12 protein-coding genes are annotated in these 16,383 nt (G+C 43.6%); 4 read left to right on the top strand and 8 right to left on the bottom strand.

The annotated features are described in order from the left end of the window. Nucleotides 1-118: 118 nt before the first annotated feature. On the top strand, nucleotides 119-1,495 hold the full coding sequence (locus MD536_RS14310; RefSeq protein ID WP_239601318.1) for a glycerate kinase type-2 family protein: 1,377 nt from the start codon (nucleotides 119-121) through the stop codon (nucleotides 1,493-1,495). Here MD536_RS14310 and MD536_RS14305 read toward each other — a convergent pair. From MD536_RS14305 to metG, 3 genes are all read right to left on the bottom strand, one after another. Beyond that, nucleotides 1,452-2,804, bottom strand: coding sequence for a GntP family permease (locus MD536_RS14305; RefSeq protein ID WP_239601316.1), 1,353 nt, complete (start codon nucleotides 2,802-2,804; stop codon nucleotides 1,452-1,454). The two genes, MD536_RS14310 and MD536_RS14305, sit on opposite strands and share 44 nt — an antisense overlap. 4 nt (nucleotides 2,805-2,808) lie before the next feature. Further along, nucleotides 2,809-6,588, bottom strand: coding sequence for a hypothetical protein (locus MD536_RS14300; protein WP_239601314.1), 3,780 nt, complete (start codon nucleotides 6,586-6,588; stop codon nucleotides 2,809-2,811). Nucleotides 6,589-6,664: 76 nt separating this feature from the next. Beyond that, nucleotides 6,665-8,770 carry a methionine--tRNA ligase gene (metG, locus tag MD536_RS14295; RefSeq protein ID WP_239601313.1) on the bottom strand — a complete coding sequence of 702 codons (2,106 nt, stop codon included), beginning with the start codon at nucleotides 8,768-8,770 and terminating at the stop codon, nucleotides 6,665-6,667. A gap of 42 nt (nucleotides 8,771-8,812) precedes the next feature. On the opposite strand from metG, the gene MD536_RS14290 reads away from it, so the two are divergent. Next, complete coding sequence (locus MD536_RS14290; protein WP_239601310.1) at nucleotides 8,813-9,847, top strand: S66 peptidase family protein; 1,035 nt, start codon at nucleotides 8,813-8,815, stop codon at nucleotides 9,845-9,847. Next, the gene (locus tag MD536_RS14285) at nucleotides 9,844-10,035 is read left to right on the top strand and encodes a hypothetical protein (RefSeq protein ID WP_239601309.1); all 192 of its coding nucleotides are present in this window, start codon (nucleotides 9,844-9,846) and stop codon (nucleotides 10,033-10,035) included. The genes MD536_RS14290 and MD536_RS14285 overlap by 4 nt, the downstream gene beginning before the upstream one ends. Before the next feature lie 4 nt (nucleotides 10,036-10,039). Here the strand turns inward: MD536_RS14285 and MD536_RS14280 are convergent, their stop codons facing one another. From MD536_RS14280 to MD536_RS14265, 4 genes are read right to left on the bottom strand one after another with little or no spacing between them, the layout of a single operon-like run. Beyond that, the gene (locus MD536_RS14280; RefSeq protein WP_239601307.1) at nucleotides 10,040-10,621 is read right to left on the bottom strand and encodes a COG3650 family protein; all 582 of its coding nucleotides are present in this window, start codon (nucleotides 10,619-10,621) and stop codon (nucleotides 10,040-10,042) included. Between the two features lies 1 nt (nucleotide 10,622). Continuing rightward, complete coding sequence (locus MD536_RS14275) at nucleotides 10,623-13,109, bottom strand: mechanosensitive ion channel family protein (RefSeq protein ID WP_239601304.1); 2,487 nt, start codon at nucleotides 13,107-13,109, stop codon at nucleotides 10,623-10,625. A gap of 7 nt (nucleotides 13,110-13,116) precedes the next feature. After that, on the bottom strand, nucleotides 13,117-13,974 hold the full coding sequence (locus tag MD536_RS14270; protein ID WP_239601303.1) for a hypothetical protein: 858 nt from the start codon (nucleotides 13,972-13,974) through the stop codon (nucleotides 13,117-13,119). 2 nt (nucleotides 13,975-13,976) lie between these two features. Next, nucleotides 13,977-15,047: a DUF4421 family protein gene (locus MD536_RS14265; protein ID WP_239601301.1), complete on the bottom strand. Its 1,071-nt coding sequence runs from the start codon at nucleotides 15,045-15,047 to the stop codon at nucleotides 13,977-13,979. 125 nt (nucleotides 15,048-15,172) lie between these two features. On the opposite strand from MD536_RS14265, the gene map reads away from it, so the two are divergent. Then, nucleotides 15,173-15,931 carry a type I methionyl aminopeptidase gene (gene map / locus MD536_RS14260; RefSeq protein ID WP_239601299.1) on the top strand — a complete coding sequence of 253 codons (759 nt, stop codon included), beginning with the start codon at nucleotides 15,173-15,175 and terminating at the stop codon, nucleotides 15,929-15,931. On the opposite strand, the gene MD536_RS14255 is transcribed toward map, so the two are convergent. Continuing rightward, entirely contained in the window at nucleotides 15,928-16,380 is a 453-nt protein-coding gene (locus MD536_RS14255) for a Spy/CpxP family protein refolding chaperone (protein ID WP_239601298.1), read from the bottom strand. The genes map and MD536_RS14255 overlap by 4 nt on opposite strands. Nucleotides 16,381-16,383: the final 3 nt, after the last annotated feature.

The raw sequence follows: 16,383 nt of genomic DNA, 5'->3' as shown, positions 1-16,383 counted from the left end.
TGATGTTTCGTATTCCGACAAGAAATTAGTTAGTTAAACAACTAATTGAGTCGAAGTTAATGATTTATTGGAAATTCAATAACAGTCGTTCGTTTTATTTAAATCCTATCTTGGCGATATGAACAGTGCTACAGCCAAAACCATATTCCAGGCCGGCATAGAGGCAGTGCTTCCTTCCGTGTTCATGGCGGATTTTCTGGAGAAAAAAGATGCCGCATTCCGGGTTGGAACTCAATGGATTGCCCGAAAGGAGATAAGGCGATTGGTGGTGCTGGCTATGGGAAAAGCCGCTTCTGCGATGGCATTGGAAGCGCAAAAAATACTGGGTGAATGGGTGGATCAGGCACTGGTAGTGACCAAGGAGGATCATGCATTGCCTGGTTTAGAATGGCCCCAACTGGAAGCGGGACATCCGGTACCCAATCAGAAAAGCTTTGATGCAGGACTAGCGGTCCGAAACCTGGTTAGCAGTTTGGACCAGCGGGATCTTTTGCTGGTATTACTCAGCGGTGGCGCCAGTGCACTGGTAGCTGATCTGCCGGAAGGATGCAGCCAGGAGGAACTGCAATCCTTTTACCAGTTGCTGCTCGCATCCGGCGCTTCCATTGCTGAAATGAATGCAGTTCGAAAGCATTTTTCTTCCCTGAAGGGAGGCCAATTGGCAAGACTGGCTGGTGGTGCCAAAATCGAAGTGGGTGTATTGAGCGATGTTCCCGGGGATGATCTTTCCGTTATTGCGAGTGGCCCTTTTTATCCCGACAGCAGTAGTATTGCAGAGGTGGAACAATTGCTTTACCGGTTTGGTATAACCGAAAAGCTACCGCAAGGCTTACAGAGTCATATCAACCGACTGAAAAATGATCCCGCTCTCGAAACCCCCAAACCTGGGGATCCCCTTTTTCATAAGGTACAGCATCATTTACTGGCTACCAATCAACTGGCTTTAAAAGCCTGTGCTGATAAAGCACTTGCGCTTGGATTTGAACCCATCACGTTTCATGCAGCGCTTGATGGCGAAGCTCGGGAACTGGGTGTTAATTTTCTTCAACAGGCACTCTCCCAAATGGAAGCATATAAGAAACAAGGCGATTGTTCGGCCCGCTGTTTCCTGGCGGGTGGCGAAACAACCGTAACCTTAACTGGTATAGGAAAGGGTGGAAGAAACCAGGAACTGATTCTTGCTTTATTGGTAGCATGCCTGAACAAGGATGAGCTTGCCAAACAGCTTAAATCCTATGCTTTTGCGTTTCTAAGTGGAGGAACCGATGGAACCGATGGACCTACAGATGCTGCCGGTGCTGTACTGGATGAAACCTTGCTGGAGCAGGTAAGAAAAGCTGAATTGAATCCTGATTCATTCCTGGCTAACCAGGATGCCTATACGTTTTTTTCTGCTGCAGGAGGTTTAGTGAAAACAGGACCCACACAAACCAATGTGATGGATATCCTGCTTATCCTGTTACAACATAAAGAGCCAGTACGCCAAGCAGGGTAGTGATTCCCATCGCTGCAGTTAACAAGGTGTAACTCCGATATAGTTTATTAACAGGGATCTTGCCATATTGATGGATTACCCAGAAATAACTGTCGTTGGCATGACTTACCGTCATCGCCCCACCGCCGATTGCCAACACTACCAGGGCTTGCTGCGGAGTGTTAAGATCAAAAGATCCCATTACGGGGAAGAGTAATGCCGAAGTAATTATCAGCGATGCAGTGGACGAACCCTGTGCTGTTTTCAATAGGACAGCTAGTAAAAATGCAACCGGGTAAATGGCCCAGTTGGGTATACCGGATGTATGCAGGAATCCTGATAGTACATCCTGAATCGGTGTGGCTTTTAATACAGCTCCGAATGCACCACCAGCGGCTGTAATAAATATAATAGGGCCGGATGCTACCAGGGCCTGTTGAAACCATTCCCCCCAGTTTTTGCGTTCCTTTCGGGCCAGTAAAACCAGCGCCAGTAAAGCACTGATTCCGAGTGCCGGCACCGGGTGTCCTACTAATTGAAAACCATGCTGCAGTTTCTCATTGCTGATGAAAAAAGGAGCAACTGAACCAGCGGTGATCAGCAGTAAGGGTAAAAGAAGGGGAAAAAGGGAGGAAAGGAGTGTTTGTTCACGCACCTTGCTTGATTCTGTTACAGAATCGGTTTTGCGTACCGGAGGATCTATTGCAAATAACTGTTTATCCATTTTTCGAATAAGCATACTAGTGAGTATGGCAACCGGTATCAATACTATAAGTCCGAGCAGTATTACCCAGCCAAGCTGGTTTTCCAGTCCCAGGTTGCCGGTTGCAGCCATTGGTCCTGGTGTAGGGGGTATCAAAACATGCGATGCATACAACCCGGTACCCAATGATAACTGCAGCGCAGATACTGAACTGCCCTCTACCATGTGCATGGACTGAATAAGCCTTGATAATAAAATAAAGCCTGCATCACAAAAAACCGGGATCCCGACAAGTAACCCTAATGCATGCGTCAGATAAGGAACCCTTGCTTGTTTGGAGCTGTTGATGAACTCGCTGGCAATTCTGGCAGCGGCACCACTTCTTTCCAGCACTTCCCCCAGGAAACTGCCAAGTATGATCAGAAATCCTATGCTTGCGAAAATGGATCCCGCTCCACTTAAAATGGTTTCCATAGTTTGTTTGGGGGATATACCAGATCCTATTCCAACAAACAAGGCTGCCGTCAGCAATACCAGCATGGGATGCCACTTTAATCGGGCGCAGGCTATTATGATAAAAACAATCGCACTGCCTATTATGAATACTAAATAGATGGCAGAATTCATATGGTTAATCAAGCAATTCAATTGGAATCTCCAATCGCTTTGCTTCTTTTTTATAATTACGAAGGTATTTTCGGTTGGACTTTACACCCAGGTTGGTCATTAATCCGCTTAATGCAATCTTGCCCCAGTAATTGAAAGTGGATTTGTTCTGAACCCGCTCCTGGTAGACCAGCCCTTTTTTGCCATTCCTGTTTTTTATCAACAGGTTCGCCAGGAAACTGGTGAACTTCTTTTTTCTTCCGTTCTCATCATAGAGTTCAAATTTTAACTTACGATAATCCAATTCCATATGGCCGTAAGCAAAATAATCATTGCCTTTTACCCGAAGCCAGACGCTATCAGCACGACCCTGTTTAATATGCAGATTGAAAAGGGGCATAAGTAAAGGGGATAATGCATTTAATTCCATCTTTCCCATTCTTGCCAATAAATAGAATCCATACAGACTGTCGAGATATGCCTGGTGAAAGCCAAACCGAAGGTGTCCGCTGTCCATAAATAGTGTGGTAGCGGTTATTCGTAAGGAATCAGTTGGTCGCAATTCGAAATTTTTAATTGGTCCCGCTACCAGGTTGAGATCATTAAACCAGACCGTTCCCTGCTTCCCGGTTTTGCCACTGGTTTCACTATACTGGATGCGGGATTTCGTTAACAATGCAGAACCAATCTCCAGGTTCAACGGGATTTTTTTGATGAGCCCGGGTAACATGTTACGATAGCTGACGGTGTCCTCCGGCTTTCTTTTATCGCGCTCTACTTCCATGTTAAACTGATCCAGCTCAATACGATTCGCTAACCATATGGTATCCTTTTCTTTGATTTCACGATTCAGTCCAAGTATTCTTCCTTTGCCAGCGTGGAACTCAATAAAATCTGTCTGGTAGGATGCCCTGGCAAGGAAACTGTCTTTGCTGATCAGGCTGCTGAATCGTATACTGTCAAACCCAATGATCTTTTTGTCAGCATCTAATAGTGTTTTATATAGTTCCCATTTCCGATCCTTTTTCTTATAAAAAACTTCATCTGCCGCCAGGTTAATATTGGGTAGGTTTTCAAGGAACTTGCGCAGCTCTTCTTTTTTGCTGGAAAAAAGAATCGGTTCTTTATTTAGGACCGCAATATCATTGATCCGTAAATGATAATTGTCGGTTTGATGATCAATGTTTCCCTGACCTAAAGAAACCTTCTGGATAGTTGTTTCGAGGTTTCTGTCCAGGTGAAAATTACTGGCACGTAATTGAAAGTTACCAATGTGCAGGTTGGTTTTTTCCGGCATTGCTATGATCTTATTCAGGGAGAGGTTTACAAGGGCTGTTGAGACGCGACCTTCATTAATGTTTATGACATCTGTTTGGATATTTCCGCCTCTGTTGCTAAAGAGTTCAATGGTTCTGCCTTCTGATTCTCTTGAGATATTCAGCGCCGGGTCTATTAATTCCAGGGCAGGCAGTTTAGTATAACGGTTAGCCGTGACCGCAGTTTCCTCAAATTCGGTTACTTCCTTAAGTACCAGTTTTATATCGGGACTGGTTAGTACTGCTTTTTTTATGCTGGCTAATGGATCCTTCAGCGATGCGGGACTTCCTGATAACTGTACTCCTGGCATCTGGCCTGCTAAATCAAACCGATTTCCTTTCGCTTGAATTTGTACCTCCTGCAGGTTGCTTTGCTCAGATGAAACCAGATAAGGTCCAATACTGAGCGCCAGCTTATCCTGATTTAGTTTCAGTTTTTGTCCCGCCAGGTAATAATGAAACCAGGTCCATTGCTGGTTCTCATACCTTAAACTGTCCACAGCAATGCTGTCAATTGAAGTATTGACGGATAGTCCGGGTTGGTCAAGCACAAGCTCAAGTTTGCCGGTTCTTATATTCCGGATCATTTCCTGGGGAATCCTGGTTTTCGTTGAGGTTTTATTTTTCCCGGTTGAATGACCGATGAATACTTTACCAGTTCCCAATTCAATCACTCGCACCCAGTTGGTGTCCTTGCCTTCAATGATACCGGCAGCGTTGATATCCTGCACATGAATATTACGAAGATCAAAACGAATGTTGTTTTCACTTGTGTTGCCAATAGCCTGGCTGGCACGAAGATCATTATCTTCGTATACTGCATTCGTTAAATCTACATTGAAATTCTTAAGACGAAGTGCCAGTTGAGGCATTTCCAACCGATTCTTACCATCAAATAATTCCTCGAGCGTACCTGCCCGTAATACACTGTTACTTGAGATAATGGCAGAAAAAGAGGTTGAGCTGACCAGCGGTTTTTTTGCACCGCTTGCTGTTATCTGAAGGTCAGCATCAAACACACGGATGGTTTCAATCTGGAGTTTGCGACGAATGGTTCGTTGAATCTCACGTAATGGATTTAGTTTTTTGCCAGTATTCTTACCTGCCAGTTGGAGTCTTACATTGGGACTGATCAGATCCAGCTCATCTGCTTTTAACTGACCACTCAGCAAAGCGGGAATAGAGAGGTTGTGCAAAATTAATTGACTGGTGGAAATACTGGTATTGGCTGTTTTGTTTCGGTTAGACGCGCGGAGAAAATAATTTTGTAGGGTTAACTGGTTCTTTTTGATGCGCATGCCGTCAAACCCGGTTTGAAAGGTTTTATTACTATCCGATTCGAGGAAACCACGTACAGCAAACTCAAGATCGTCCAGCTCAATTTTATTAGGTAAGGAATTATCTACTACCAGATTGGATACATAAAAATTATCACCCAATATTTCAAGGCTCTCATTACCTCTCCGGGTGATGGTGCTACCCTTAAACTGGATGCTGTCAATCTGGACGGTTTTTATTTTAATTGGCCCCATTACATCCAGGAAGCTGTTTTCAATGCGGACTGAATCTTTATTCCTGGCCCGGCGGAATCGAATATTATTGCTGGTAAAATATCCCTTTGCGGCTTTCAATAATCCAAGTTCAATTCGTCCTTCCGTCAGTAATTTGTTCCAGTTTAAAGAATCCAGTTCAATATTTTCCAACCGAAAACCTGATTTTTCTTTATAGTCTTCCACTCGTTTATGAAAATCAAGTCCGCTTAACTCAAATCGTCTTGTTTTGGATTGCCAGACCAGTTTGTCAAGTACCACCTGCAATGTAGAATCCGGATATTCAATGGTCGGTTTCAATAATCGAAAATCTACAGCTACCCGGTTGGTATTATCCCATTGTTTGATTTTTCTCAGCAGGTGCAGATCATCCAGTGCCAGGTAAATATGATTCAGAAAAAAACGTCGCTGGTGAATGCTGGTTTCCGGATAAATGGAAACACTTCCGTCGCTCATCCTGAACTGCTGTACTTCAAGCGAGGACAAAACATTAAAAAATACATCCTGAACGGCTGCGATTTCAATGTGCAGGGGGCGTAATGGCCTTTCCCTGGTGCTGTCTTTTGAAGCCCTTTTTAATTCCAGGTAGGGAGATTTCAATATCAGTTTGTTTACCGCCAGCCGCTTAAACAATAAAAGTTGGATGGGATTGTTGATCTGTATGGAAACCGAGTCGGCTTTGAATTCAAACAGACTGTTGTCGTCATTATCAATAGTCGGCGCTACATGCAGATTTCTTGCATTGATCTGAAATTTAAACAGGTTAAACCGGAAACTGGTGGCGCTTAATTTATATTGCCCACCTGATAAATTATTCACCAATTGTTCCACTGCTTCCACTGAACGGTACCGAAGCAAATAACCCAGCACCAATCCAAGCACCAACAACGTGATCCCGGCTCCCATCAATATCCAGTGTTTACGCAAAATCCTGCCCATAAGATACAAGTTAAACAAAAAAAAGAGGTTGTTCAAGTGTACCCGAACAACCTCTTTTTTTGCAAATGCCGACTGCTTAACTTACCCCTGCACCCGGATTAATCTGCGTACCCGGTTTTACAAAATGTAATTTACCTTCCTTGTCCTCAGCCATCAGGATCATTCCATTGCTTTCGATACCACGCATTTTACGCGGTGCCAGGTTGGCCACTACTACTACCTGTTGTCCGATGATGTCTTCCGGTTTGAAATGCAGAGCAATGCCGCTTACGATCGTCCTGGTTTCAGTTCCCATATCAACCGATAATTTCAATAGTTTATCTGCCTTCTCCATTTTTTCAGCAGTTACAATAGTGCCTACTTTCAATTCAATTTTTGCAAAGTCGTCGAACTGAATGGTCGCTTTTGCCGGTTGGGAAGGTTGCTCAGCAGGCACTGCTGCTGGTGCTTCCGGTGCGGGCTGACTGTTACTCTTTAATTTTTCAATCTGTTGTTGTATTTCCATGTCTTCTATTTTTCTGAATAATAACTCCGGTGCTCTCAAACTATAACCCACACTCAGTAGTTTCATCGTGCCGGCATTTTCCCAATCCAGCATACGATCCACCACTTTCATTTGGTGTAACATCTTCCTGGAAGTATTTGGCAGGAATGGATTCGATAGGATGGCCAGGTTGGCACACAACTGCAAACAATAATGAAGGCAATTATCGATTTCAGGTTGGGCTGAATCTCCCGCTTTTGCCTTTATCCAGGGTTCTTTTTCCTGCATATAGCGGTTGCCTTTCCTTGCCAGGTCGATCAGTTCAAACTGGGCTTCCCGGAACTTATAACCTTCCAGCAGGGCCTCTATTTTTACTTTTGAAGCCTGAATGGCAGCTTCCAGTTCCTTGTCTTTTTCATCCAGGATCTCTGCATGAACAGGCGGCACCTTACCATTGGTGAGCTTATGCATCAACACAAATGTCCGGTTGACGAAATTGCCAAAAATGGCTACCAGTTCACTGTTCACAGCATCCTGGAATCCTTTCCAGGTAAACTCGCTGTCCTTGGTTTCCGGAGCGATCTGTGTCAGGTAATACCGCAACGCATCTACCAGTTGAGGCCCACCGTTTTCCTTCTTCACAAAATCATCAATAAAGTCCTGCATGTCCAGCTTCCAGTTTCTGCTGGTACTCATTTTATCCCCTTCGAGGTTCAGGAATTCATTGCTGGGTACGTTGTCAGGCAGAATATTGCCATGCAGTTTGAGCATCACCGGGAAGATAATTGCATGAAACACGATATTATCTTTTCCAATGAAATGCACCAGCTTGGTATCCTTATCATACCAGTATGGTTTCCAGTCCTTATCGTTTTGTTTTGCCCAGGTACGGGTGGCGCTGATATAGCCAATGGGCGCATCAAACCATACATATAATACTTTTCCTTTGGCTTCTTCCAGCGGTACAGCAATTCCCCAGTCGAGGTCACGGGTTACTGCCCTGGGTTGCAGGCCGCCATCGATCCAGCTCTTGCATTGTCCCAGTACATTGGCTCTCCAATCGTCTTTATGTTCTTCAAGTATCCATTGCCGTAAGAAGTCTTCATGCCGGTTCAGTGGCAGGTACCAATGGGTAGTTTTTTTCTTGACAGGGGCAGATCCGCTCAGGGTACTTACCGGGTTAATCAGTTCATCCGGACTTAATGCCGTACCACATTTTTCACACTGATCGCCAAACGCTCCGTCGAATCCACAATTCGGGCAGGTGCCTTTGATATAGCGATCGGCCAGGAAGGTAGCCGCCTGCTCATCAAAATACTGTTCGGTTTCACGGGTTTCCAGTTCACCTGCTTCGTGCAGCGCGGTGAAAAATTCCTGCGAAGTTTCATGATGGATTGGAGCACTGGTACGGTCATAAATATCAAAGGAGATACTCAGGTCGGCAAAATTTTGCTTTATGATCTCGTGGTATTTATCAATGATCGCCTGGGGCGTGGTGCCTTCTTTCATTGCCTGGATGGGAATGGCAGTACCATGTTCATCACTTCCGCATACAAATACAACATCTCTTTTTTGGGCCCGGAGATAACGGACATAGATATCCGCCGGCAGGTAGGCGCCTGCCAGGTGGCCAATATGTTTCAGACCATTTGCATAGGGTAGTGCTGCAGTGATCAGGTATCTTTTTGGTTCTTGCATGGCGCAAAAATACGGAAAGGCAGGCAACCTTATCTTTAGCCTATGAAACGCCACCATTTTCTACAGCAACTGGGCGCACTTACATTGGGTGCCGGTTTGCCATATGAAAGTTTTTCCATGGAACCGGAAAACAATGCTCTATTTCAGCCGCCTTTTTTGAAGGCAGGTGATATCATCGCCATCAGTTCGCCAGCTGGTTATATAACCCGGGAAGAGATAAACCCCGCTGTTCAGCAATTGCAGTCCTGGGGCTTGACCGTTCGTATTGGTGATACCATCGGAAAACGGGATGGAACCTTTGGAGGCACCGATCAGGAAAGGACGGCTGACCTGCAACGGCTTATCAATGATCCTTCGGTAAAAGCGATCCTCTGCGCAAGAGGGGGGTATGGATTGATTCGCATTATTGATGGGATTGATTTCCGGCCGCTTCGCAAGCATCCCAAATGGCTTATAGGCTTCAGTGATGTAACCGTGCTGCACGCGCACCTGTTCCGGAAAACCGGACTGGCTTCCATTCATTCCAAAATGTGCAACAGTTTTCCGGATGACTGGTCCAAAGCGGATGAGCTGCAAAAAGCCACTATACTTTCGATTCGGGATATGTTATTCGGTCTGCCGATGAAGTTTGAATACGCAGCAAGCCCATATAATCAATTGGGAACAGGGGTAGGTCAATTGGTTGGTGGTAATTGTAAGACCATTGAGTCGCTGGCTGGTTCTGCCTCTGATCTGCATACAAGGGGTAAAATCCTATTCCTGGAAGATACCGGTGAATACCTTTACAGTATTGACCGGATGCTCTGGAATATTAAGCGAAGTGGCAAGCTGGAACACCTGGCCGGCCTCATCATCGGAGGGTTCAAACACAAGCCGTCAGAAAAGCCGGAGGAAGAATTTGGTAAAAACCTGCAGCAGATTGTCCTGGAAAAACTGGATGATTGCCGGTACCCGGTATGCTTTGATTTTCCGGTCGGGCATCAGAAAAACAATTTCGCATTAAAATGTGGAGCTCTGGTACGCCTGGAAGTAAACGCTAACACAATTAGATTAACTGAATTACCTTCGTTACAATGATCTCTTTTATTCTTTGGTTGATCCTGTTTGTATTGTGTTGGCCGCTGGCCGTACTCGCAATAGTATTATATCCGGTATTTTGGATACTGCTATTGCCATTCCGCCTGCTGGGTATTGCAGTAGATGGTGTGTTGGAACTGATCAAAGCGATTGTGTTTTTACCCGCACGATTGATAAAAAAAATATAATAACCTAAAAGGAGAATTTAGGAAAAGGTTCATGTTCTGTATCTAACAGCCGGGGTAATTCATCACCAGGTATCATGGTGAATACCGGTGCAACACTTGGGTTGGAAGGATAGGAGTTCCCATCATACTTTAGCAGGTGTAATTTTCCTGCACTTTCAATGAGTAAGTCATTCCATCCTTTTGAACGCTCTCTAAGCACAATTACCGGTGTTCGGCTAACGGTGAATTGGGTAATCAGTTTTCCATCGGGAGAGAGTAGCAGTAGGTTGCAACCTCCTGAGCCACAATAATAGGGGCCGGTATGACTTACAAAAATTTCTTTTCTGCCATCTTCATTTAGATCATATTCAAAAAAAACAAAGGTTCTGCTAAAGGAATCAATCAGGTTTTTTTCAATATCAGATTTGTAGATAGTGGCTAATGTATTGATCACCAATTTGGCGGTTTCCGGTCGGTGGGTATCAGGACCGTACCTTAAGCTGCTATCTGCTACCGATGTTTCAAGGTTGGTAGTAGACGTATTCTGGCAGGCTGTAATACTCAGGCCAATTACCATCAAACAGAGCAATTGTTGTTTAGGAGACATGTTATTGGGTTTTATTATTAGGCGAATGGGGTGTAGGTGTTTTAAGCAATACTTCCTGTTGAGGAATTGGGATTTGTATACCGGCAGCTTCAAATTGTTCCTGGATCTGCTGAATAACCTGGCTTTTGACTTCCCCTGCCATTCTCAAATCACTGAGCCAGAAAAATACTTCCAGTTCAATACTGCTAGGCGCAAAATCGCGGGCAAGTACCACCGGTGGCGGAATGGTTGAAATTCTTGTATCTGACGTAAGTATTCCGGTAATTACTTCTTTAGCCTGCGAAATAGTTGTTCCATAAGCAACACCAACTACCAGGCTGATCCGCTTTCTGTTTTTGCTCATGGTCCAGTTTACCAGGTGTTGACTAAGTAAATCACCATTCGGAATAATAAGGCTGGACCCATCGGATGTTACTACCACGCTTGACCGAAACCCGATGGACTTCATGGTGCCGGATTTTCCATCCACTTCAATGATATCTCCCACATTCACCGGTTTCTCAAAGGCGATTATAAGTCCGCTTACCAGGTTATTCACCAGCCCCTGCAACCCTAATCCAATACCAACTCCCAATGCTCCGATTATCAACGTAATCCGATCCAGGGGAATGCCTGCTGCCGCAATGGCAAGAAACAAGCCGGAGCTGATGATGATAATTCGAATCAGTAATAACCAGCTCCCTACAGATACTTTGCCGATTTTTTGTTGATGTGGTGAAGTTGCATCCGGTTCGGCCGCAAAAAAAGAGATAAGCCTGGAAAGAAAAAGAGAACCAAAAAGGATCAAAACAAAAATAAAAATGCCATTGATGCTGAAACTGTAGTCGCCAATTGTTCGTTCTGTCGTCAAGAATTGATTAAATGGTCCTGCCAATTGCCGAAAAACGAAAAGATGACGGCCCATTAAAATTGCCCAGCCAACTATGAGAAAAATATAAAATAGGACAGGTACCCTGTTTCCAACTTTTTCAAAATTTATATAGAAGAGTTTTTTATCCGGATGCTGATAAATCTGGGAGGCAATCACTAGACCTTCATTTAAAAGTCGTACGGTCCAAAGAAACAGAATAGCGATAATTAACCCGCTGTATCCAATAATCATAAACGTCTTGGAGAGGTTATACCGACCGAATGAATTGAACCCAGCTGCCAGCAATTCTATAACAGTAAAAATGCCAATGAAGTAGAGAATTTTTCGTTCTCTCAGTTGAGCTTTTTGCTTGTTTTGAAGAATATATATTCCATAGACAATTCCAAAAACCTGCAAGGCTAACATTCCCCATCTTTCAATACGGGAAGCTTGCAATATAAGATTACTTAATCCTGATAGAGCGAAAGCTGCTACTATAATAATCCAGAATCGCATCCAGAATGGAGTTATATACCTGTTAAACAATACGCCAAGGAAAATGGCAGCGGCTAACCATAATATAAAACTGAAAATGAAGGGAGGATCGAGGAACATGAATTGGAAAATGGAACTACTGATGATGATGGCAGACAATACAGGATATCTGACTACCAGCTGGCCTTCATGAGTTACCTGTAGGTTGTTGTTTTCTTTCAGATGTCTTTTGAGGGTGTTTATAAAGTAGCTGCATATCACAATAAAAAAAACGAGTAGCAGCAATCTTACTATGTTGTCTTTAATATAAAATTTTAATGCCAGCGATTCTTTTTTTTCTGAAATGTTCAGAATTTCAGGTAATGGCCGTTTGTTTTTTGGCTTTTCCCAAAGGTTGGGGAATTCCCGATTTCCCAAATTTGCTGCTAGGTTGGCATTGATTTTTTCAATCTCATTTCTAGCTGTATGAACCTCGAATAAAAACATGTCAACATCCTGGAGTAAGTGCTGAATAGAAGAAACTGCGTTAGTTATGGAACTATCAAGTGGGGCAACTTCCTTAAGGATGGAAAGCATTGTTTTGAAATAGTTTACCACCTCGCTTGAATCAGTCGGAAATTGATATATAATCGTATCACTGGACAAGGAGTCGATTCTGTAACGGTAACCTGAAAGTGTCTGATAGTAAGTGTCAAGTTTGGATCTGTGATTTTCGAGCGTAAAAGCAACCTGTTCGAGTATGGCATCAGAAACAAACAGGTTTCGCTGTGTATGATGAGTTCCCTGGTTCCGGAATACACCATCACCTACTATAGCAAAGGAAGCTTTGCTGCTCTTTAGATCCCGAACAATATTGGTAGTGTCAACTGATTGCTTGAGAAAAAGTCCCGCTTTCTGAATTTCCTGGCGAACGGCTTCCAATACTTTTCGCTGCCTTGCTTCTATTCTGCCCTTTTCAAATTTGGCAATACTGCTCAATTCTTCTTTTATGCCGATTTCCTTAACCATTTTCATAAAAGCAGAACTGTCTGATGCTGCCACTGTATGAAGGGTGTCGGTTTTTTGGCCAACAGCTTCAAAACAATTGTAGAAAAAAACAAAAAAAATAGTAAGCCGAAGAAAAACGAAACGGTTGATTTTCATAAAATGATTACTTTGAATAAAGCGGGCATCTTTTTAAAAGGTATTCCAGTGTAATTTTATAAGCATCCTGTGTATTCCAGAAGGATCTCCTTTCCTGACTGTATATACTAACTCCTTTATCATTGTAAATGCTGAGCGTTAAACTGGTTTCGAAATTCTGGGTACTGGTTGAAACAACCGAGCCGGAACTCTTTTCTCTGCTCTTGTACTGATTGTTTTTATTGTTATTACCACTGCTGTAGGTAGTGTTCGAATTACCGGTCGTAATATTTGTCTGATTACCTTTATTTACTGAGACGATTCCATCAATTACATATTCAACTCCCAGAATATTACAAAGATCGTCCATGGTATATCCTTTAATTGTTTCCCTGTTGATTCCTGCTTTAATTAATAAAGCATTGCTTGTTCTTGGGTCTACTATGCTCATTACACCCGCATGACGGCTCAAAAAGGCAAAGGTTTCACTTTGTACTTTGAAACTGATATCGTCAGATGCAGTTTCCCCGTCTTTCAAAAACGCATAGGGCAGGATGGCTACCTTATTATGGTGGTCAGCAAGGCCAGGTCCGCCGGATGCTTTAGCAGCTGCAGCGGTTCCTGTTTCCGAAGGTAGCGGCGGTTTTGAATACATTTCAATTCTTCCACTGGCGTAGGTTATTTTCAGAATGTCTGTTTTTTTTATTTTATACACCAGCGATTCGCCTTTGTAGGTAAACTTGATTTCATCATCAGTTATCTCCATCACTTTGCCGGATAATTCCTCACCGTTCAGTTTTAAAATAATATCGCTTTTTGCATCAGATTGTGCCATGAGTAGGGTAGTACAAATACCCAGTAAGTAGGTTAATAATAGTTTTTTCATATTCAACGTTTAAGTGTTTTGTTAAGGCGATTGGTAAGATTGGCAACCTTTTCTTTTATTACCGATGGAGCAGGTATTCTATATCCCACAAACAATTTGAAAACGATTCGGGCATTACCATTTACTACCTGTGCATTTTCCTGCTTATAGGAAGCTGCAAAGGCAGTGGCATACAGGCCTCCGAAAAAGCGCTCGCCATTATAGCCGATGCCTGCTCTGCTGTCGATCCGAAAGATCGGGTCCTGCTGACGGGTACGGATTTTGTCTCCGCTTCCATTCCTGGTTGTCAGATTCATGAACAGCATTCCGGCCCCAGGCGTGATTCCCATCGCAACATAAAAGTTGCGCTTTAAAACCAGGTTATAATAATACCCCGCACCCACTAACAATTCCAGGTTGTTGGATCGTTGAGAAGACTGGTTAGGGTTTATCAGTCGGGTTCTGTCATCTATAATATAATACCTGTATAAAAATTGAGGAATAAAACTGCCGGCACTTTTTAATTGCCGTTCCGATTGAGTAGCCAACGCATTCAGGGAGAAATTCCGGTTGAATTTGTAGGCTGTCATACCCTGGAAATTTCGGTAATATAGATCGGGAATCTGAAAATAGGCATCACCTTCCTGCCAGCCTGGATTGAAATCGGAGGTGTTTTCCAGGTAGTACCCTTTTGTTCGGTGATAGGAAAGTTCCTGTAACCAGTGATCCAGGTAAAAATTTAAGGCCATGCCTCCGCTTCGGGTTTTCCCTTTTTCACTGTTATCGCGATTTCCTGGTAAAAAAGATGGTGCAAATCGAAACGACAAGGAGATAAAGGAATAGTTTGCACTAATAGTAGTAATAGAGGAGGTGTTAGGATTTATCCGATACTTCGTATCATCCGTATGAACCGAAAAGTTTTCCTGATCCGTTGTCTGGGCAACTTTAAGTGTAATGAACTCTTTAATTGGCTGAATAAAGATAGACTTACCGTCAATCTGTACAGGAATACTGTCCTGAGAAAAAACAGTACTTCCAATTTGTAGCAGTAATCCTGCTGCCAGTAGTCTAATTCCGGAATGCATAAAAGGCATAGTAGTTAGTTTGGGCTCGGTTTTCAGGGTAGGAATCCGCTGCCTCTGGTATGCCTTAACGATATTCAATATTAAGTTAAAGTATTAAATATTGAGTTGATTTTACTCTTTCCTACCTTTGACCTATGTCAATTAGTTCCGCCGCTGAATTAATGGGAATGCAGGCTGTTAGCACCGCAGTTGCCATTACACTTAAGAAAATGAGGGAATTTGCCAAACCCGGCATGAACTGTGCCGAGCTGGATGAATATGGAGCAGCCTTACTGGCAGGCTTCGGAGCCAGACCTGCTCCTAAACTCACCTACGGTTTTCCCGGATACACTTGTATAAGTGTGAACCAGGAAGTAGCACATGGAATTCCTGGTAAGGACAAAATCCTGGCAGAAGGTGACCTGATCAATATTGATGTCTCTGCCGAGCTAAACGGCTATTGGGGTGATAATGGAGGCTCTTTTGTTTTGGGAGCTGATCTCCATGGTCATGCTAAACTGGTGAATACCTCCCGCGAGATTCTCCTTAAAACCATTGCAGCCATCAGGCCCGGTATGAAAATCGCCGAAATGGGAAGAATGATTGAGCTGTCTGCAAAAAAAGAAGGCTTTCGTGTTATCCGGAACCTGACCGGTCATGGTATTGGCAGAAGCCTGCACGAATACCCGCATTCCATTGCGAATTATTTTGATCCCTTCAACAAAGACCGTTTCCGGAAAAATATGGTGGTGGCTATTGAAACCTTTATCTCAACCGGCGGACAACGAGCGAAGGAATTGAAAGATGGTTGGACGCTGGTTACAGGAGATGGAAGTTATGTGGCCCAGCACGAACATACCATCATGGTAACTGAAAAAGAGCCGCTCATTTTAACTGCAGCTAATGAAATTTAACGCCTCCTGGTTTTTTTTGCCAATCGGTTGATGACTGTATCCAGTTTTACCTGCTGTTCGCTACTGCAAATAGCCCGAACTTTTCTGAAATGCCGGTAATTATTCATACTGATCTGCTTTTCAAAACCAGCTATTTTTCCAGCCAATGAGTCGATCAATGATTCCGGTTGAGGCTCCAGTTTCAAATTAGCATACAATGCCTCCCGATTCTGCCGAATTGAATCATATAATCCCCGGTTGTTGTTAGATACCGTTTCCCAGAGCTCCCGAAACTGTTGCTTTTGGGTACTGTCAAAACCAATTTCCCTTGTCATGTATTCCACCGGCGACCGATCATTCCGGTTATTCTGGGGTGTTTTTTTCTCCCGACCCCAGAAATAAGCGCCCAGTAATACCAGGTTGCTGATCAGCAGGGCGGCTATGACTATAATTAATGTTTTATTCTGCATACA

Source organism: Flavihumibacter cheonanensis (assembly GCF_022352215.1).
Classification (GTDB): domain Bacteria; phylum Bacteroidota; class Bacteroidia; order Chitinophagales; family Chitinophagaceae; genus Flavihumibacter; species Flavihumibacter cheonanensis.
Note: the sequence above shows the minus strand (reverse complement) of the source record. Positions and strands in the feature narration are given on the sequence as shown.